At 41.1% G+C, this 19,582-nt stretch carries 13 protein-coding genes; 8 read left to right on the top strand and 5 right to left on the bottom strand.

The annotated features are described in order from the left end of the window. The first annotated feature begins 211 nt into the window (after nucleotides 1–211). The 4 genes from F0249_RS02955 to F0249_RS02940 all read left to right on the top strand — a co-directional run bounded on the left by F0249_RS02955 (nucleotide 212) and on the right by F0249_RS02940 (nucleotide 6,215). Complete coding sequence (locus F0249_RS02955; protein WP_171755808.1) at nucleotides 212–2,011, top strand: sigma-54-dependent Fis family transcriptional regulator; 1,800 nt, start codon at nucleotides 212–214, stop codon at nucleotides 2,009–2,011. A gap of 161 nt (nucleotides 2,012–2,172) precedes the next feature. After that, on the top strand, nucleotides 2,173–2,787 hold the full coding sequence (locus F0249_RS02950) for an NAD(P)H-dependent oxidoreductase (RefSeq protein WP_113799828.1): 615 nt from the start codon (nucleotides 2,173–2,175) through the stop codon (nucleotides 2,785–2,787). A 3-nt stretch (nucleotides 2,788–2,790) separates the two neighbouring features. After that, complete coding sequence (locus tag F0249_RS02945) at nucleotides 2,791–4,710, top strand: monovalent cation:proton antiporter-2 (CPA2) family protein (RefSeq protein ID WP_171755807.1); 1,920 nt, start codon at nucleotides 2,791–2,793, stop codon at nucleotides 4,708–4,710. Nucleotides 4,711–4,874: 164 nt separating this feature from the next. Next, entirely contained in the window at nucleotides 4,875–6,215 is a 1,341-nt protein-coding gene (locus F0249_RS02940) for an MATE family efflux transporter (RefSeq protein ID WP_171755806.1), read from the top strand. Between the two features lie 60 nt (nucleotides 6,216–6,275). Here the strand turns inward: F0249_RS02940 and F0249_RS02935 are convergent, their stop codons facing one another. The 3 genes from F0249_RS02935 to F0249_RS02925 all read right to left on the bottom strand — a co-directional run bounded on the left by F0249_RS02935 (nucleotide 6,276) and on the right by F0249_RS02925 (nucleotide 10,770). Then, nucleotides 6,276–7,820 carry a PAS domain-containing methyl-accepting chemotaxis protein gene (locus tag F0249_RS02935; protein ID WP_171755805.1) on the bottom strand — a complete coding sequence of 515 codons (1,545 nt, stop codon included), beginning with the start codon at nucleotides 7,818–7,820 and terminating at the stop codon, nucleotides 6,276–6,278. 191 nt (nucleotides 7,821–8,011) lie between these two features. Beyond that, complete coding sequence (locus F0249_RS02930; protein ID WP_171755804.1) at nucleotides 8,012–8,989, bottom strand: Gfo/Idh/MocA family protein; 978 nt, start codon at nucleotides 8,987–8,989, stop codon at nucleotides 8,012–8,014. Nucleotides 8,990–9,138: 149 nt separating this feature from the next. Further along, nucleotides 9,139–10,770 (bottom strand): methyl-accepting chemotaxis protein, encoded by a 1,632-nt coding sequence (locus F0249_RS02925; RefSeq protein ID WP_171755803.1) that lies wholly within the window; start codon nucleotides 10,768–10,770, stop codon nucleotides 9,139–9,141. Nucleotides 10,771–11,769: 999 nt separating this feature from the next. Between F0249_RS02925 and F0249_RS02920 the strand changes: the two genes are divergently transcribed. Continuing rightward, nucleotides 11,770–12,390, top strand: a complete 621-nt coding sequence (locus tag F0249_RS02920; protein ID WP_171755802.1) for an exonuclease domain-containing protein — start codon at nucleotides 11,770–11,772, stop codon at nucleotides 12,388–12,390. A 106-nt stretch (nucleotides 12,391–12,496) separates the two neighbouring features. Here F0249_RS02920 and F0249_RS02915 read toward each other — a convergent pair whose 3' ends face one another. Then, the gene (locus F0249_RS02915; RefSeq protein ID WP_017054598.1) at nucleotides 12,497–13,300 is read right to left on the bottom strand and encodes a phospholipase A; all 804 of its coding nucleotides are present in this window, start codon (nucleotides 13,298–13,300) and stop codon (nucleotides 12,497–12,499) included. Between the two features lie 117 nt (nucleotides 13,301–13,417). Further along, entirely contained in the window at nucleotides 13,418–16,066 is a 2,649-nt protein-coding gene (locus tag F0249_RS02910) for an ATP-binding protein (RefSeq protein ID WP_171755801.1), read from the bottom strand. A gap of 112 nt (nucleotides 16,067–16,178) precedes the next feature. On the opposite strand from F0249_RS02910, the gene F0249_RS02905 reads away from it, so the two are divergent. From F0249_RS02905 to F0249_RS02895, 3 genes are all read left to right on the top strand, one after another. Then, nucleotides 16,179–16,619, top strand: a complete 441-nt coding sequence (locus F0249_RS02905; protein ID WP_171755800.1) for a hypothetical protein — start codon at nucleotides 16,179–16,181, stop codon at nucleotides 16,617–16,619. A 2-nt stretch (nucleotides 16,620–16,621) separates the two neighbouring features. Then, a complete protein-coding gene (locus F0249_RS02900; RefSeq protein ID WP_171755799.1) occupies nucleotides 16,622–17,665 on the top strand; it encodes a sulfate ABC transporter permease in 1,044 nt (347 codons plus the stop codon). A gap of 332 nt (nucleotides 17,666–17,997) precedes the next feature. Further along, nucleotides 17,998–19,437 carry a glyceraldehyde-3-phosphate dehydrogenase gene (locus F0249_RS02895; protein WP_171755798.1) on the top strand — a complete coding sequence of 480 codons (1,440 nt, stop codon included), beginning with the start codon at nucleotides 17,998–18,000 and terminating at the stop codon, nucleotides 19,435–19,437. Nucleotides 19,438–19,582 lie beyond the last annotated feature (145 nt).

The following is a 19,582-nucleotide window of genomic DNA, read 5'->3' as shown; positions in this document are numbered from 1 at the left end:
TTTAAACGGACTTCAATTTTGCGCTTGTTCATTTTCTATAACGCAATTCACAGACCAAGTTTGCGCCTCTTGTTGTTAATTAATTGTAAAGCTATGATTACCAAACGATAACAAACGACAGTTATAATGGTTGAACACCAGTTCTAAAGCGCAGCTCACTGTTCAAGTGTCCCAAAATGGCACACCCTCACTGTCTCAACTTGGAACAGTCATGGATCTAAATTCAACTCAGCAGATAGATTGGCTAACCTCCTCTTGGAATAGGAGTTCTGAAGCGGGATTAAAACAGCGCCGTCTACCAGAAGATATTCGACTCGCGAAATCTCAAGTTTCCGAACGTAGAGAGATCGTATCGGCACTGATTAGCGCCGTTAAAGAGCATGCTTTACCGCTGTTTAATCAAATGTTTGCTCGAACAGACAGCCGTTTGATCCTCACTGATATTGAGGGCGTGATTATTGGATCGTGGGGGCAAGAGCGCTTTAAAGAGAAACTAACCTCAATTGCACTGGAGACAGGCGTCTATTGGCGTGAAAACCTCAAAGGGACCAATGCGATTGGAACGGCAATTGTCGAAGCAAAACCCGTCTCGATTATTGGCGATCAACATTTCATTCATCAGCACCGCTTTATTAGCTGTTCAGCCAGTCCTGTTTTCGATTTCCAAGGGAACATGCTAGGCATTTTAGACATCACAAGTGAACAGCAAATCCATAATGCATCCACTCAACTGTTGGTTCAAAATATGGTTCAACTCGTCGAAAATAATTTGTTGTGCAAAGTGCCGAACGGCTCAGTACGCATGGATCTTGCTCTTGACCAATCGTTACTAACCAGTGGATGGCAAGGGATTGTGATTGCTAATGAAGATGGAAAAATTGTCGCACATAATAGCGTTGCATCTCAGCTACTCAACAATCACGTGATCTTAGGACAGCCTTTAGATTCTGTTGTTCAAACCTATCAAGAGAATCAACCACTCACACATCAGCAAGAAAAGTCTGATCTGGTGTATGCGGTTCATTCGCTTAAATCCGCCCCCAAAAGCGTCAAATTGGCCACTTACTCCCCTTCTTGCCCACTTCATGATGGTGATGACAATATTGAACACGCGTGGCAGCAAGCGAATAAAGTCATCAATAAAAATATTAGTTTGCTCATCCTAGGGGAAACAGGTGTGGGTAAAGGTGAATTTGTAAAACATCTCCACCAGCAAAGTGATAGAAAACGGTCTCCACTCATCACGGTCAACTGCGGCGCACTTCCAAAGGAACTCATTGAATCTGAATTATTTGGGTATGCCCCGGGAGCTTTCACTGGAGCTAGCCCAAAAGGTTATCAGGGAAAAATCCGCCAAGCCGATAAAGGTATTCTATTTCTCGATGAAATTGCTGACATGCCATTAGAAGCACAGTGCCGCTTATTACATGTATTACAAGAAAAAGAGGTGGTTCCCATTGGCTCTAACCACTCAACAAAAGTAGACATTCAAATTATTGCAGCAACTCATAAAAACCTTGAAAAACTGGTGTCTACAGGAGAATTTCGACAAGATCTCTTTTATCGACTCAATGGGCTGATGTTCACTCTTCCAGCACTTCGCGAACGACAAGATAAATCTGGACTGATTGATAAAATCCATGCCAAGTACAGCTCCGCAGAGCAAACCATTTGTCCTCATTTGATGCAACTTTTGCAGAACCACTCATGGCCCGGAAATATCAGGGAACTCGATAACCTAATTAAAGTGTCTGCTCTCCTTTCTGAAAGTGACACTCTCGTTTTAGATGACCTCCCGAGTCACCCAAAGCAACTATTAATGACGGCATCAGCGCCACACCAACCCTCATCAGAAATAAAAGCAGACGATCTAAAAACGACAGTTGAAGAAAAACTCGTACAAACCTTTCAAGCAAATCAAGGCAATATTAGTAAAACATCTCGAATGCTGGGCATTAGCCGTAATACACTTTATCGAAAGCTAAAAAATCTTGGTTATTCAACTAAATAGAACTCTAGATTTGGTGATGTCCCTGTTCTTAATTTCGAATCATGCCCCTTAGCGGTATATATTAAAAATCATATAATTTACACTGTTCATACTTTCTAGAGTTAGACACGACTCATTGCTTACTAATGAGTAAAGAAACCTGACGGGAATGACAAGTAATTATGACAAACAAAAAAGTATTGATTCTATTCGCACACCCTTCCCAACACCGTTCTGAGGTCAACACTCCAATATTCAATGCCGCCAAAAATATTGAAGGGGTCACCACCGTCGATCTCTATCATGAATACCCGACTTTCAATATCAATATTGATAAAGAACAGCGTCGCTTACTTGAACATGATGTGATCATTTTTCAATTCCCACTCTATTGGTATTCAACTCCTGCTATTTTAAAAGAGTGGCAAGACTTAGTATTAGAGTATGGCTTTGCTTATGGAGCCGAGGGAAAAGCATTGAAAGGAAAAACCCTATTCTGCTCCCTGACCGCAGGTGGTAAAGCCGATGCTTATCAAACCGACGGCTACAACCATTTTACGATTCGTGAATTGCTTTACCCAATTGAGCAGATGAGCGCGATGACCAGTATGACTTATTTGGCTCCCTTAGCGCTATTCGGGGCGCGTACCGCAGCAGAAGAGAGTCGACTTGATCAACATATTAATCAGTGGACTCAGTTGCTCACCGCTTTAGTTAACGACAAAGTTGATATGGAAAAAGCAAGCCAAGTCGAAAAATTAAATCATCACCTTAACGACATCATTCATAAGGACTAACCGATGACAGGCTATTTTCTACAAGCGTTCATTTACTTAGTTGCTGCGGTCATTGCCGTTCCTATTGCTAAGCGTTTAGGGCTCGGCTCTGTATTAGGCTATCTCATTGCTGGTGTCGTTATCGGCCCTATTATTGGCTTAGTGGGTGAAGAGACAACCACCATTCAACATTTTGCGGAATTTGGAGTGGTCATGATGCTATTTTTGGTGGGCTTAGAGCTTGAACCAAAAATGCTATGGGCGATGCGCAACCGCTTAATGGGATTGGGTGGGCTTCAAGTTGGCGGTACCACCATTGTCGTGATGGGGATTGCACTCTACTTTGGTCAACCTTGGACTATCGCACTCACCATAGGTTTAGTTTTCGCTCTCTCATCCACCGCGATTGTATTACAAACCTTTAATGAGAAAGGATTAAGTAAAACGGAAGGCGGTCAAAATGCGTTCTCTGTACTGCTTTTCCAAGATATTGCCGTCATTCCAATGTTGGCTTTCATACCATTACTCGCTCTGCCAGAATTAATCGAACAAGCTCAAAGCGTCGCCGCCAATGCTGCTGAGCATCACGAAGAACTAAGCCTTGTTGCAGGGCTCCCAGGGTGGGCATACGGACTTGTGATTACGGTTTCTATTGCTAGCGTCGTTGTTGGCGGACACTTTTTAAGTCGTCCACTTTTCCGCTTTGTTGCGAGCTCAGGGCTACGAGAGATTTTTACTGCCACGGCATTAATGTTGGTCATTGGCATCGCGGCTTTAATGAGCTTGGTTGGGCTATCCCCTGCTTTAGGTACTTTCCTGGCGGGCGTTGTGCTGGCAAACAGTGAGTTTAGACATGAATTAGAATCCAATATTGACCCATTTAAAGGACTGCTTTTAGGCTTGTTCTTTATTACGGTTGGCGCTGGCATTGACTTTGGGATCCTGCTCGATGAGTTTGGACTCATCATCGGCCTCACCGTCGGAGTGATGGCATTGAAAGCCTTGGTTCTCTACCTGCTTGCTTTCACTTTTCGAATCAAAAACAGTGACCGCTGGTTGTTCACCCTCAGCCTTGCTCAAGCCGGGGAATTTGGCTTCGTTCTGTTGAGTTTCACAGTACAAAATCATGTCCTACCTGTGGATATTGCTCAGACACTGTCTCTTGTAGTCGCGCTGTCGATGTTTTTAACTCCAGGGTTATTTATTCTTTTCGATAAGGCTATTTTGCCACGTTTTCAACAGCAATCGAATCAACGAGAAGCCGATAGCATTGAAGAGAAAGGCACTGTGATCATCGCTGGCATTGGTCGATTTGGTCAAATAATCAATCGAATGTTAGTTTCAAATGGGGTAAAAACGGTTGTTCTTGATCACCAAGCGGATCAAGTTGATCTCATGCGCCAAATTAAAACCAAAGCGTATTTTGGTGATGCGACTCGTCCCGATCTACTGCATACTGCTGGCATTGAAGAGGCCGCGATGATTGTGGTTGCCATTGATAATCAAGAGAGCAACCTTGAGTTGGTGAAATACGTTAAGCACACCTATCCAAAAGTAAAAATATTGGCACGTGCATTTGACCGTGGTCATGGCTACTTATTACGCCAAGCGGGAGCGGATTATATTGAATCTGAAACCTATCACTCAGCACTCGAAATTGGTGCAGAAGCAATGCGCTCACTCGGCCATCATCCCTTCTTTGTAGAGCAACAAAAATCGACCTATAAAAATACGGAAGAAAAACAGTCCGATATTTTATATCAAGCGTGGGCGGATGATTCTGAAGGTGATCGCTTTGATAACAACTACCGTAAATTATTTATGGAGCTTGAAGACAATATCAAACATGCGATGACCAAAGATCGCTCAGACAAACATACACGCAATGAGCGAGGTTGGACGCCACCACCAAAAGGTTACGCCGACGACCTTTCTGAAGACTAACGCTATTAGCGCACAAATAGATAAACACTAATAAGCGGGTTTTAAACGTTAATTTCGAATTACTTTTTAAACTCGCTGATACCGAGTCATCCAATTTTCATTCAAGATATCGTTACAAGCATCTTCTATCTAATTTTAGATTCAACCAAAAATATAAGAGTATTATGAGTTCCATCGCAACGAATAAATCAGATTCATCCCTTGCATACCAACTATTTAAAATGACTTGGCCAATGATGTTTGGGGTTCTATCTTTAATGAGTTTTCAGCTCGTGGATAGTGCATTCATTGGGCAACTCGGGGTTTTGCCTCTTGCTGCTCAAGGTTTCACTCTCCCAGTGCAAATGGTTATTATCGGGATTCAAGTAGGCTTAGGGATTGCCACGACAGCGGTCATTTCCAGAGCAATTGGGGCGCAGCAAACTCGTTATGCTAAGCAACTTGGTGGTTTGATCCTAATGATTGGCGGAATCGGTGTTGCGCTGATCTCTGGGATATTGTGGTTGATTAGAGAGCCTCTTTTGAGCTTGCTCAGCGCACCGGATTCCGTTTACCCGATCATTGATAGCTATTGGCCGGTATGGTTAGCCAGTGCGTGGGTCGGGGCTTTCCTATACTTCTTTTATAGTATTTGCAGAGCGAACGGAAACACAATGCTCCCTGGAACCATGATGATGGTCACGAGTGCAATCAACCTGGCGCTTGATCCCCTTTTCATTTTTACCTTCGACCTTGGTATCAATGGTGCCGCTTTGGCAACTGTGGCTGCTTTTGGTATTGGTCTATTGATCGTTGCCCCTCAAGTCACTCGCAAACATTGGGTGAGTTTTGATTGGAGTGATCTCAACATTGCTTCTAGCATTCGCTCGATTACGAACATTATGGGGCCAGCAATGACAAGCCAATTGTTGCCACCTCTCTCTTCAATGCTCGCCACAAAGCTCCTTGCGAGTTACGGCACCGCCGCCGTTGCTGCTTGGGCGCTTGGATCTCGATATGAATTTTTTGCGATCGTCTCTGTATTAGCGTTAACCATGTCAATGCCTCCGATGATCGGGCGTTTACTTGGAGCCAATAAAATTGCCGAAATTCGTCAGCTTGTCAGTATTGCTTGTCGCTTTGTTATTGGATTTCAATTTGTTATTGCGCTGATCACCTTTTTCATCTCAAGCCAACTTGCCGGGCTAATGACCAGCGATGCAAGTGTTGAAGCAATCCTAAATTCTCACCTGATGATTGTTCCCCTCAGTTTAGGTCCATTGGGGATCTGCATGTTGATGGTGTCGGTCTCTAACGCCCTTGCGAAGTCATACACTGCCCTTACGATTTCAGCACTACGCTTATTCGCGTTCTTCTTACCTTGTTTATGGTTAGGGGCTCTCGTGGCTGATATACAAGGGCTATTTGTAGGTGCATTAGTGGGGAATATTCTTGCAGGCGTAACCGCTTGGGTCATGTATCAAAAGATCATAACCAAAATAGAGAAAGCAGCGGTAAGTCACTAGATTTAGAAACAGTAAACGAAAAAGGAGCGAACTCGCTCCTTTTTTATTCCTTGATAAGAATCATGATTGGAATTGTTTAATCAAGCGTTGCAGTGCTTCTATGTCGTCCACTAAGCGGCTTGTACGGGCAATGGAACTCTCAGATGTTGCGGATGTTTCATCTGCCAGTTCTTTAATATTCGCCACATTGTGATTGATCTCATTGGTCACTGTTGCTTGTTCTTCAACCGCAGCAGCAATTTGATGGCTACTATCAGAGACTTTGAATAACTTCTCGGATATTTGATTCAACACTTCGCCTGTATCATCTGCACGCATTTTGCATTGTTCAGACAACACTTCACCACGCTCCATTGCGCTTACGGCTTCCGTTGCAGTCTGTTGAAGCTGAGTAATCATCTCTTGAATCTCATTGGTTGAATCGCCCGTTTTCGATGCTAGATTTCGAACTTCATCAGCAACAACGGCAAATCCACGCCCTGCTTCACCTGCTCTGGCCGCTTCAATTGCAGCATTCAAAGCCAGTAAATTCGTTTGATCAGAAATACTACTGATCACTTCAAGAATACTTTCTATTTTCTGACTATTTAATGAAAGTTGATGTATGACCTTTCTTGAATTATCTAGCTCACTTGCAAGTTCATTCACCGAACTAATCGTCGCGGATATACACTCTAAACCTTTGGCTGACTCTTCATTGGCTTCTTCAGTAAGCCTTGAAGCAGCGGCTGCGCTACTTGCCACTTCATGGATTGAATGCGTTAACTCTTCAACGGCGGTGGCTACCTGCTCCGTTTCTTGGCATTGCTGATTTAAACTTTGCCCCATTGACTGAATCGTTCCAAACTCATCTTCAGCAGAGATCAAAATCTTTCCAGCAGTATCCGTCGCACGCCCCGAAACCGCTCGCAACTCAGATTTTTTCATCAATAAAGCAAGCTCGATTTCAGAGTAATCATCAAAGCAACCAGTGTAAGGTTTTTCCATTAACGGATTGGAATATGAGTCTTGAGCTATTTTTCTAAGCACTTTAAAACGCTTATTCTGAAGCGCTGTAACGCCCCCAAGAGCACACGTTAATACAAGCCCAATAGCACCGAATAGTATTTGTTGTTGCGAAGCAATCAACCCAACAAATAACGCCAAAAATGCAGCAAAGAAGACATACTGAATAAAATGATAAGAAATGCGCTTACCAATATTCATCTTCCCTTTGTTCATATTGGCATAAAGTTGACTCGCGCGTTCAGTTTGAGCTTCTGTTGGTCTCGATCTTACTGATTGATACTCAACAGTTTCGCCATCTTCACCTTTAATCGGAGTAACAAAAGCGGATACCCAATAATGCTTATCACCTTGGCATTGATTTTTTACCAATCCCATCCAGCTCTTTCCTGCTTTCAAGTATTGCCACATTTGTGCAAAGGCTTGCTTGGGCATATCACTATGGCGCACTACATTGTGAGGCTTACCGATCAACTCATCCATTTCATACTCAGCTACGTGACAAAAATCATGGTTAGCATAAGTAATTAAACTTGAAGGATCGGTAGTAGAGATTAAATTTGCATCTTTTGCATATTCTTTATTGAAGTCATTTCTCATATGTGACTTATTCCTACTAAATAATCCTTTATTGATGATTTTGTACATATAACATGTAAAAAAATCACCAATAATGATTACTATCAATATAAGCCATAAATTTATAAATATTCTCAATATTAAGATTTATTGCATCTATTTATTTTTAAATACCCACTTAAATCAAACAAATTACTCTCAATTCATCGACTCTATTTGTCAGCAGGAAACACAACGCCCGTTTGAGATCTAATTTCAGTCAGTACTTTTGCCACAAGTAAAGAACGATCTCTCGCTTGAGTATTTACAGTATTGGCCCTGACCTGCTCAGCAAAAATATTTGCTTCATAGAACATGCGATTTTCTTGTTGCTCTACGCTTAAATCCGTTTTCAAACCACCGCGCTCAATCTTGATTACATCATTGCAAATTGAGATCATATTAACGTGTAAGCAAGCTTGTTCACCTTGGATCTCACTTGGAAGAAACGAGTCACTGGTTTTTGAATGGAGTATGGTTGCATCGAACCCATCATAACCAAGAATTACACTTCCATTTCCATCCACGCCTGAATCCAGTAAGTGTGCAGTGGCTTGAATCGATCTCGGCTCACCAAACAACTCTAATGTAGCACCTAAGCAGTAATAACCAATGTCCATGATTGAACCATTAGAGAAGTCAGGATTAAACGTATTTGGATTTTCACCGTTCAGATATTTTGGATAGCGCGATGAATACTGGCAATAACTGATGAGCGCTTTGCGGATTGGGCCAATCTGTTGGAGGTTTTGCTTAAGAACCTGAAAGTTAGGTATAAACGGGGTCATGAATGCTTCAAAAAGAACCACATTGTTCTCTTCTGCTGTTTTGTACATCTCTTGCGCGAGTGCATAATTAGAGGCTAATGGTTTTTCACAAATTACGTGCTTCCTTCCTTTTAACATTTGAATCGATTGCGGGCCGTGAAAGGAGTTCGGACTTGCAATATATACCGCATCAAAAGCATCAGAGATGGCGAATTCATCTAATTGGTCAAAACAATGGTTCACATCATATTTGGCGGCAAAGTTTTCTGCTTGGACGAGGGAGCGAGAGTAAACGGCTGTAAGTTCGAACTCTCCCGTTTGCAACGCGCCTTGGATAAATTGCTCTGTTATCCAGTTAGTTCCAATTACTGCAAGCCTAATCATAATCTATATCTTCTCAATAGGTGTTTGCCGTAATTATGCCTTGTATTGCTCTTTTCGTCAGTGGTTTATAGCATATACAAAAAAGCTCATGGCGACTTGGCACATGAGCTTTAGAATTACTTATCGAATCTTTGCTTTGAAGCGATCAGTTACGATAGCTTAAAGAACGACAGTTGTTGTTTTTGTTGCTCAGCAAGACGAGATAACTCATTACTTGCGCTTGCACTCTGGCTAATTCCTGTCACATTCTGATTCACAAGTTCAGACATGTTCACCACATTACGGTTAATATCTTGAGTCACTTGCGACTGCTGTTCTGCTGCTGTTGCCACTTGAGTGTTCATGTCGTTAATATCAGTCACAGACTCTGTGATACCGACTAATGCATCATTCGCTTGACCCGTTAACGCTTTATTGCGCTCTAGCATATCTAAGCTCGTGAGCATGCTCTCATTTGCTAGACCTGATTGATTTTGTAACTCTTCGATGATCGTTTGGATTTCTTGTGTAGAATCTTGCGTACGTGCCGCAAGTAAACGAACTTCGTCTGCTACAACAGCAAAACCACGGCCAGATTCACCAGCACGAGCGGCTTCAATGGCGGCATTCAGTGCTAATAAATTTGTCTGTTCAGATACACCACGAATCACTTCGATAACATCATTGATCTGCTCTGACTGCTCTTTTAATTTGCCTACAACTACTGCCGCATCACTTAATGCTGTGCCCATTTGTTCGCTAGCGTCAGCACTTTGAGCAAATACATCCAAACCAGCTTTCGCAAGTTCATCCGCTTGACGGGCCGTTGAATCTGCAGCCGTTGCGTTATCACTGACATTATCAGCCGTGCTCGACAGTTCATTAACCGCCGAAGCCACTTGTTCGATTTCACTTAGCTCTTGGTTTGCATTCGATTCTGCTTGGGTCATTACGGCCGCAAGCTCTGTTGATGCAGAAGCAACGTCTTCACTGATACGAGTCAAAGCCTCAACAGTGCTATGAAGTTGAGCGGCTGTCGTATTCACATCTCGGCTTAATTGAGCGATTTCATTGTCACCATCGCTATCAGCACACACTGTCAGGTTGCCCTGGGCTAATTCACGAATAACAACTTGTAGTTTTTGAATCGGCGATACAATCAAACCAGATAACCACCAAGCAACAACAAGAGAACCCGCTAATACAGAAAGCACCATCAAAATCGCGTTGATTTCAACTTGCTTATTATTCTCTTCACTCTCGCGCATCGCTTGGCTTGCCGCAGTATTGACTTGTTGCGACAGTTTATTGATTGACTCAACCATTGTTTGACCAACACTGCGGTAACCAGCAATGAAATCATCATTACTTTGGTTCACAGACAACCCTTGATCACGACGGTTGAAGTAAGTTACCGCTCTCTCTGAGTACGACACGTAATCTGAAATGGCTTTACGAACAACACTGACTTCACGGCTGAAGGTTTGTCGGTCATCAATTTTATCCAGTTCTGTATTGATTGCCCGCATACCACTTTTTAGCTCAGTTAAAAAGTTTTGGCGGCGAGATGGATCATAGATCGAATATACAGCACTGATTCTAAGGGGATAAACTCTATCATCGATTTTTGCCAATTCATCCTTGTAGAAAACAATAGAATCAACATTTTCACTAATGATCTGTTGCTCTGCATCTAAATTGGATTTAGTGACCCATAAGGAAATAAATAGTGATAGGGCTGTAAATAATACTGGTAGCAGTATTTGGAACCGGATAGATGTGTTTTTTAGCGATAGCTGCATTAGTACCTCGATCTGTTGATTTATCGTCCTTGCGCAGAAATTCCTTTAAATTCTGGGTGCAAATATAGATCTAAATCACACTTTTGTCTAGGTATAATTCCACTAGTTTCATACACTTATTGACGATTTTATACAGCCAAATTATTGGCTATGACAGTATCTCGACATTTTCTTCCACCCAAAGAAAAACCCACTAAGCTTTCACTTAGTGGGTTTCCTATTCTTACTCGCAGCAATCCAGCTACTAAAAGTGCTCCATGCATCGAATCCTTGATAGTGTGCTGTAATCCTTCAGCGCAATCCATTTCATCGCCATCCTAGCGGTGTCCTTGGCTATCCAGCCTGTTAACTATCCTAGTTAACGCTCTTCACTTATCCTTAAGTGGTGTCCTTTATCCATCATCCTGATGGTATTTTCCTCAATCCTAGAGGTGGTCCATTAACTTTCCATAGTGCAACCATCCAAGTCGCATAGCTTCCAGCTAATGTCCTTTGCTTTCCATGCCAATAATTCTTCCTGAATTATCGAATCTTCGTCCTGAAGATGACCTATCCTTGGGCCTTTCCTGTTCCGTGTCTGCATCCTGCTGACAACATTAAGATTACGCCAACTTGAGTTTTCGACAATGATAAAATGCAGATATTTATCCAAGCATCATATTTAAATATCAACAAATAACTTATAAAACAACACCTTAAAACCGACACAAGCTATCGTCGACGTAATATAGTGACTTATACTTACGAGCTTGTAAGAGATCTCTTACAAACGATAGGGTGCAACTCTTATATTAGTAAATTCTCAACTACAAAATAGAGAGATCATGATCACATTAATTTCTTATCCGAACGATTGTCCTGGCAATTCACTCTCAAAACCCATTCTTGTCACCAGCTTTACAATCCTCATGCCTACCTATAAGTAATCTAAGCAAAAACAACAATTCTGGGATTAAGTAAGTTACAATTTGCATTCACTAATGATCTGGGCTTTTTTTTGTGACCATCAATACCTCTGCTAATTCCGTCATCGTACTCGATTTTGAAACAACAGGACTCTCCCCCAACCAAGGTGACCGAGCCATTGAAATTGGCGCGGTACATATACAAAATGGGGAAATTGTTGATACTTTTCAGCAACTCATGAACCCTGGGTTCCGAGTGAGTGGATTTATTGAGGGTTATACCGGCATTACAAATAGGATGCTCCAATCCGCAGCGCCCTGCGATGAAGTCATGGATCAATTTTGTGATTTTATTGGAGATCACAATTTGGTGGCGCACAACGCTTCATTTGATCAACGATTTTTAGATGCTGAATTGAATTTGATCAATCGACAATATAGTGGGAAATTCGCCTGTTCAATGCTAATTGCACGACGACTTGTACATGAATCTCCAACTCATAAATTGGGCGATTTAGTGCGATTTCTACAATTAGAGAATGATGGCGTATTTCACAGAGCATTAGCCGATTCAGAAATGACCGTTAACTTATGGCTCTACATGATCAACAAACTTATGGATCAGCACAACATCACTGACCCAAGCTTCCAGTTCATGCAGAAGATATCGAAGACAAGTAAATCTAACATCGGAAAGTTGTTAGCTAAGAAGTAAAAACATAATTAGAACGTATGAAGTGTGCTGTGAGTGCTAAGTTCATAGGAGCTAAGTTTGTAGGAGCTAAGTTTGTAGGAGCTAAAGCTTCACAGCACACAAAACATTAGAAAACGTTCAGATTAGACTCAACAATCAATCCTAAGCCAACTCTAGTTTGCCTGTGGTTGTAATCAATCATCGACTCGCCATATCCTTCCCACACTTGGAAATACAAGCCAGCAAATTTTGACAGAGGATAAGTGTACCCAACCTCAACATGGCCTTTATCGGTGCTAAAGTTATAGGCTGTTTTTAATTTAAAGTAGCCCGCTTTACCATGGTATTTCATCCACACTTCATAAGGTGGAATAAAATCCTCGATGTCTTTATTGTCTTTAAGGTTCGTCGCGTACCACCCCTGAAGGCCGAAATCTAATTTGGTATTCACACGTTCAATCGCAATATACCCCATATCCCATGAGCGACTGGTAAGCGCTTCTTTACCATTTGATTGGTGCCTATAACCATATTCAATATTGTTGAAAATGCCGTACTTACCTTGATGCATCATGAACATCTGAGGTTTGTAGTTGGTTTCACGAAAAGGTGAACTGGCATCGGTATTACCAAGTTGCCAAAGCGATAGTTGAGTATATGAGGCCATTAATGTCCCATATTTCATTTGCACTAACGGAATGGCGAGCGAAAACTGATATTTAATCTCAGCTTTACTCATTTTATCCGCTTTGTTGTCATATGCTTCATCATAAACTTCTTGGTTAATGTCACTGGTGTAAGTTTGCATGAAATAGGTGTCATCGTAGATCGACAAGCTTTTATTAGATTTTGCATTTACGCTTACCGGTAGCGCTGCGCACAGAGCGATTATGACTATCGCTAATTCGTGCGTTCGGACAAATTGGATCATTTTTAACACCATAACTTAAGGGGCAGCTGCCTTTATTTGTAAATATTATCAACCTTTGCAGTGGATCTCTAGAGATCATACAAAGAAGATAAGTAAATACTCAACAAGCAATAGGTGTCACACGAGTTCGAGATCATTGAATAACTCAAACAGTTGGTGAGATTTGTAAGGTTTCGGTAAATACGCATCCATCCCTGCTTCAAAGCAATGCTGGATATCTTCGTCTAGCACGCTTGCCGTTAGCGCGATGATTGGCAACTTAGTGCTCCCCTGCTCTACTTCCCACTGACGAATGAGTTTTGTTGCTGTCAATCCATCCATTACAGGCATCATACAATCCATCAAAATCGCATCAAACTCTCCACCTTGAGTGATGGCATCGACGGCTTCTTGTCCATTACTGGTAATAAAATAGTCATACCCCCCCTTTTCTAGAAAGAAACTCGCAATTTTTTGATTCATTAAATTATCTTCAACAATCAAGACTCTCCGGTTCAACCCTCTTGTTTTTCCAACAGGAACCGTCTCTGCATTGATATCCGAATGATTGATTTTTGGTCCCCTATTCTCGACCAATGTATGCAGATGATTTCTAAAACGATTACCTAAAAATGGAAGCGTTATTTGTCCATGAGTACCTAAACCTGCCACAGGTTGTTTAAATAGATGATGCTGACAAACCAAAATCATGTTGCTAGGGTAACATTGCTGTAATTGTTGCAAGCACTTACTCAATGAGTGGTGAACAACATCGCAGTACAGCACCAAATCAACGTCATGTTTCACATCTAAGGCTTCTTCAGTGCTATGAACTTCAATGATATTAATCCCCAACAAATTGCATTCTGTTTTTATCTGAGACGTATATGTGAAGTGGTTATTGACTAATAAAGCACGTTTCAACTTGAGAGGTTCATTCCTGGCCTCACCTTTGAACGCCCCAACTGCAATTGAAAATTCAAAACAACTACCGACATTCTTGGTTGATCGTGCATGAATCGATCCCCCCATCAAGTTGACTAACTGTCGACAAATAGCAAGGCCTAATCCTGTCCCCCCAAACTGCCTAGTGATGCTGCCATCAGCTTGGGTAAACGGTTCGAAAATAGACTCCAATTTTTCGGCCTCAATGCCCATTCCGGTATCCGCTACAGAAAAATATAATTCCGCGCTTTCTGCACTGATTTCCTTATACTTCACTTCTGTTTTTATATGGCCGTTACGAGTGAATTTAATTGAATTAGACAGTAGGTTCATTAAAACCTGTCTGACACGGTGATCATCTGTGAATACCTGATCAGGAATCGCGGGATCAATGGAAATGAGTAGCTCTATATTTTGGCTGTTCGCTTTCGACAAGATTAAATTAACCGAGTCGTATACTGCTTCCTTAATATCAGAACCATGAGGATTTAATACCAAATTTCCGGACTCTATCTTGGATAAATCGAGGATGTCATTAAGCAGTACCAAAAGGGAGTGAGACGAAGAGTCTATATCATTAAGAACTTCCTTCTGATTAGAATTTAGCTGACTGTCAGATAAGATTTCGGTCATCCCGATAATGCCATTCAGAGGCGTTCTTATTTCATGTGACATATTGGCTAAAAACGCACTTTTCGCCTTATTCGCTAAAATAGCCGACTCTTTAGCCGCTAAAATCTGCAACTCATGCTCTTGCTGGAAAAGTATGATCTGATTAACTCTAAGGGCAAACTTAGTAAACTCATCATTTCCATCAATTTTTATTTGTTGAATTTCGCCCTTTCTCTCCTCAAGTGCCGACATCGTAGTTAATATTTTCGCTAACTTTCGATTAACTCGTAGAGAAGTGCTGGCTCCTAATATGCAAAGCATCACTATCACAAGCCCAACAAGTATAGAGAGTATTATCACTAAGCGCTGTTCGTACTCTATACGACTGGCTAGGTTCGACGATAACTGAGATGAAAATTGATTGATCGCTAACGACAATGACTCATAACGTTTTTCTAAAAGAGCAGCATGCAGTGTAAAGTCCGAGCCTTTTGTATCATTCGCTAACACTTTATTCCGAAAAGCTTGCCCACTCTGAAAGTCGGTTTGGGAAAATAACAGAAGCAATTTTTCGACCTGCTCCTTACTTGCTCCGGAAGATATAAACTGTTCAAGATACTGCTGCTGCCTTTCGATGGCTTGATATACAAGAGGTGAGTTATCGAGTAGATGATCAGGATTAATCGCTAAATCACTAATTAACCATGCCTCTTTCTGAAGCCAGTAAGATAGCCAGGACAGATCATCTAAAGCGCGATCTGAAATGTAAGTAAATTCAGATAATGGAATGAACAATGACTGACTGACTTGCTCCAATAGATCGCGAGTTAAATCAAAGATCCAATAGCCGGTATCCGTAACTTCAGTAACCTCTAAAATAGCGAGTTCATCGATAGCGTCTTTTAACTCATCAACATTGGATTTGTGCTCTTCAAGGATTTGATTATTAGCTGAACTTGTAAAATAAAACTGCACTTTCTCCAATTCAATATTAATCGGCTGTGACAATTCATTATTGCGAGAGTGAGTATTTAAGGCTTTACGTACTAAATTAGATACATTATCTACCGATTTCATCGCTTCTATTTTTTCAGATAAAATAGAGTACCGTTTCAATTTTTCTTTATTACTGAGAATCTTATCTACGGCAAACGCACTGATTATCAACGCTGAAATTGATGTAATAATAGTCAAACGAGCTTTTATTGATAATTTGGTTAATATTAGCATTATTCTCGTCCTTGAAAGTAACACACCCTAGCCTACAGTTAATAATAGACATAAAAACGATTCTTAATCATGAATTTTATATAATAATAGCGTTAAGGTTAGTTAATCACCGATGAAAACGTCTTGGCTGTCACTGATTTTTGTTACTTTAATCATTACTGTTGCATCCCCTGCAACAGCTTATCAGTACGTGATTTTTTCTTTAAATTCAGAGATAAAGCCACTATCCAAAAGCCAAACAAAAATGCTCTACCGCGGAAAAACAAATCATATCCAAGGTATTAATGTTCATTTAGTTGATTTACCAACATCTTCTAAACACAAAGAACAATTTTATCGCGCGTTATTAGGTAAAAACCCGAACCAAATGCAAATAATATGGGCTAGACAATCTTTTTCTGGCCGTGCAAAAGCACCATTTCAATTAAGAAAAAGTGATACTCGTTCCATTCTTTCTTGGCTAGAAAAGAATTCGACAGGTATTGCCTATTTACCGATAAAAGAAGTACCTCGCAACGTCAATATACTTTATATAACTAAAAAAGTGGATTAATTATGAAAATAACCACACTTATATTAATGGCTTTATTCACACCCATTGCATTTTCACAAGTGCAATTAAATGATTCATTACAACTTAGTGGATTTGGTAGTTTTAGCTTAGCGAGAACAAATCAAGACACTCCTATTTTCACTAAGAGAATGATTAATAACGATTGGTGTTTTGACTGCGATACGATATTAGGAGCCCAACTTGATTTGGATTTCTCGCCTCAATTACGAAGTTCCATTCAAGTAGTTAAAAGGCCCCAAGATGATTTTTCTGAGCCCGAACTGGAATGGGCGTTTATTTCTTATCAGTTTAATGATTTCAATATCAAATTGGGTCGCTTAAGACTCCCACTATTTATGATGTCGGAATACTACTATGTTTCCCATGCCTATCCTTGGATCCGACCTCCTCAAGATGTCTATGAAAGTATTTTAGGTATCACACACTATGATGGTCTTTCATTTGGCTGGGATCACTGGATGACGGATGACATGCAGCTGCATTTGTCTCCTTTTGTAACCGTCCCTCATGAACAGCACTACAACGCCTATGGCTTACAATTGTCGATTAAATCTCACTACACTTTCGGATTATCTGCTGATATCTACTACGACGATAACGCTATACGACTCGCTTACCTAAAAAGCTCATACACACAAACACTTAGCCAAGGTGAAAGAACCGATGAAGAGATCGATATGATCTCTTTAGGTTGGAACCAATATTTCCATGGTTTCAATCTACTCATTGAGACCGCTTTTACCAAAGAGCTGCACTCTAATTGGTACATCAGCGTGGATAAAACCTGGAACAACTGGACGCCATATTGTCAATACAGCCAACAAAGACGGATAGCCAGTAGCGAATCTCTGTTATGTGGTGTCAAATATTCGCTGCTAGCTAATTTGAGCATAAACATGGAATTTCAGCATATCTACGGACAAAAAAATGCTCTCAATGGACACTTTACTCAAATCCAAAAACCAGAGGACGGGATAGAGAATGAAGTTCAACTCTATACTTTAGGATTATCGTTTACTTTTTGAGTTGATAACCAGACCAGCATCTCATCAATAGCTAGGGTAAAGTACACAATTACATTACAAATGGTGTAATAAAACCATATCATCGAGAATTAAGTCTCGCTATATTTAAATGTCAATTCCCTATTAAGCAGAATGAATAAGCTTTTAAAGCCTAGAAATCAAAGGTTTTTCACTATAAATAGCTTCATTATTTTTACTAGCAGATTAAGACTTTTTCAATTACAATTCCGCCACATAAAAACAACAACATAAAAACACCCCCAATAACCCCTGAATGTTTAGATCCCCCTACAATCTAAATGATTCGAGAACGTGAAAGGTCCTGAGTAAAAATGAGTCCTGAGAAACATCTTCTAGACTGGCAAACTAGCCAAACGATTGCCGAAACCGTATCTCCCACTCTTGGTCAACTGTATAGAACAAAAGGTGTAGAGGTTATCCTTTTTGGGAAACCACTGGTCAATGCTACTACCATAGAATTTATCAAAGCCCACCGTGTTGCGCGACGCTACACAGGCACAACACTTTCACCTGAACAAACCCTCCCATTTATTCAACATTTATCATCCATGGATCTTTCCCCATGTAGAGTCGATGTAGGCCAACTTGCTCACCAATATTGGACGAATCATGACGATACGGATGCTCTAGCAGATTTTCTTCAAACCGCACTGATTGATGCATTAAATGGACGAAAATTAGAAGCACCTCGTGACGTTGTTTTATATGGGTTTGGTCGAATCGGCCGTTTGCTGACTCGCTTACTTGTTGAAAAAAGCGGCCCTGGTTACCCTTTGCGATTACGTGCAATTGTCGTTCGTGGCGGGAAAAAAGGTGATCTGGAAAAACGTGCGAGTTTGCTCCGCCGAGATTCCGTTCACGGTCCATTTAACGGCAGCATTATTGTCGATGAAGAACGTAAAGCCATTATTGCGAATGGCAACTACATCCAAGTTATTTATGCCAACAAGCCTGAAGATATTGATTACACCACTTATGGCATCAATAATGCTCTTGTTGTGGATAACACTGGTGTATGGCGTGACAGCGAAGGTTTAAGCCAACACGTAGCGTGCAATGGCGCAGAAAAGGTACTTCTCACCGCACCAGGGAAAGGCGATATCAAAAATGTCGTATTCGGTGTAAATGAGAAGGATATTCAAACTGAAGATACTATTATTTCAGCTGCAAGTTGCACCACAAATGCGATAACTCCCGTTCTTAAAGCCGTTAATGATAAATATGGCATCACTTCAGGTCATATTGAAACCGTTCACTCTTTCACTAATGACCAAAATTTGATCGACAATTTCCACTCTGGCGATCGTCGTGGGCGATCTGCATCATTGAACATGGTTTTGACATCAACTGGGGCAGCTAAAGCAGTAGCAAAAGCGCTACCTGAGTTAGCAGGAAAGCTAACGGGTAATGCGATTCGAGTACCAACACCAAATGTTTCGATGGCGGTGGCAAATCTCAACTTGAAATCTATGGCAGAAAAAGATGAGTTAAACGCTTACCTACGTGAAATGGCTCTCTCTTCTCCATTGTCAGCTCAAATCGACTACACAGATTCTACGGAAATAGTGTCTAGCGATTTGGTAGGATCTCGTCATGCTGGCGTTGTCGATGGTGTTGCAACAATTGCTCAAGATAATCGCTGCGTACTTTATATTTGGTACGATAATGAATTTGGCTATAGCTGCCAAGTTGTTCATTGTATGGAACAGATGATGGGCGTGCGATACAAAACCTATCCGATCGTTAAATAAGCGACTCATTAAATGAGCTGAATGTAAAATCAGCTCATTTAAGATACAGCGCAAAGAATTAATCTCCATACTTAAAACAATGAGATACACTCCCCCGCATTTGCCGCTCTACGTGAGCGGCTTTTTTGGTATTCCAAATAGAACT

Origin of the sequence: Vibrio sp. 03-59-1 (assembly GCF_013114135.1) — a bacterium.
Classification (GTDB): domain Bacteria; phylum Pseudomonadota; class Gammaproteobacteria; order Enterobacterales; family Vibrionaceae; genus Vibrio; species Vibrio cortegadensis.
The sequence above is the reverse complement of the archived record's forward strand: the minus strand, read 5'-3'. Positions and strand labels throughout refer to the sequence as shown.

Coding starts and splice junctions, on each gene's coding strand:
- F0249_RS02955 (WP_171755808.1), top strand. CDS start 212: ATGGATCTAAATTCAACTCAGCAGATAGATTGGCTAACCTCCTCTTGG.
- F0249_RS02950 (WP_113799828.1), top strand. CDS start 2,173: ATGACAAACAAAAAAGTATTGATTCTATTCGCACACCCTTCCCAACAC.
- F0249_RS02945 (WP_171755807.1), top strand. CDS start 2,791: ATGACAGGCTATTTTCTACAAGCGTTCATTTACTTAGTTGCTGCGGTC.
- F0249_RS02940 (WP_171755806.1), top strand. CDS start 4,875: ATGAGTTCCATCGCAACGAATAAATCAGATTCATCCCTTGCATACCAA.
- F0249_RS02935 (WP_171755805.1), bottom strand. CDS start 7,820: ATGAGAAATGACTTCAATAAAGAATATGCAAAAGATGCAAATTTAATC.
- F0249_RS02930 (WP_171755804.1), bottom strand. CDS start 8,989: ATGATTAGGCTTGCAGTAATTGGAACTAACTGGATAACAGAGCAATTT.
- F0249_RS02925 (WP_171755803.1), bottom strand. CDS start 10,770: ATGCAGCTATCGCTAAAAAACACATCTATCCGGTTCCAAATACTGCTA.
- F0249_RS02915 (WP_017054598.1), bottom strand. CDS start 13,300: ATGATCCAATTTGTCCGAACGCACGAATTAGCGATAGTCATAATCGCT.
- F0249_RS02910 (WP_171755801.1), bottom strand. CDS start 16,066: ATGCTAATATTAACCAAATTATCAATAAAAGCTCGTTTGACTATTATT.
- F0249_RS02905 (WP_171755800.1), top strand. CDS start 16,179: ATGAAAACGTCTTGGCTGTCACTGATTTTTGTTACTTTAATCATTACT.
- F0249_RS02900 (WP_171755799.1), top strand. CDS start 16,622: ATGAAAATAACCACACTTATATTAATGGCTTTATTCACACCCATTGCA.
- F0249_RS02895 (WP_171755798.1), top strand. CDS start 17,998: ATGAGTCCTGAGAAACATCTTCTAGACTGGCAAACTAGCCAAACGATT.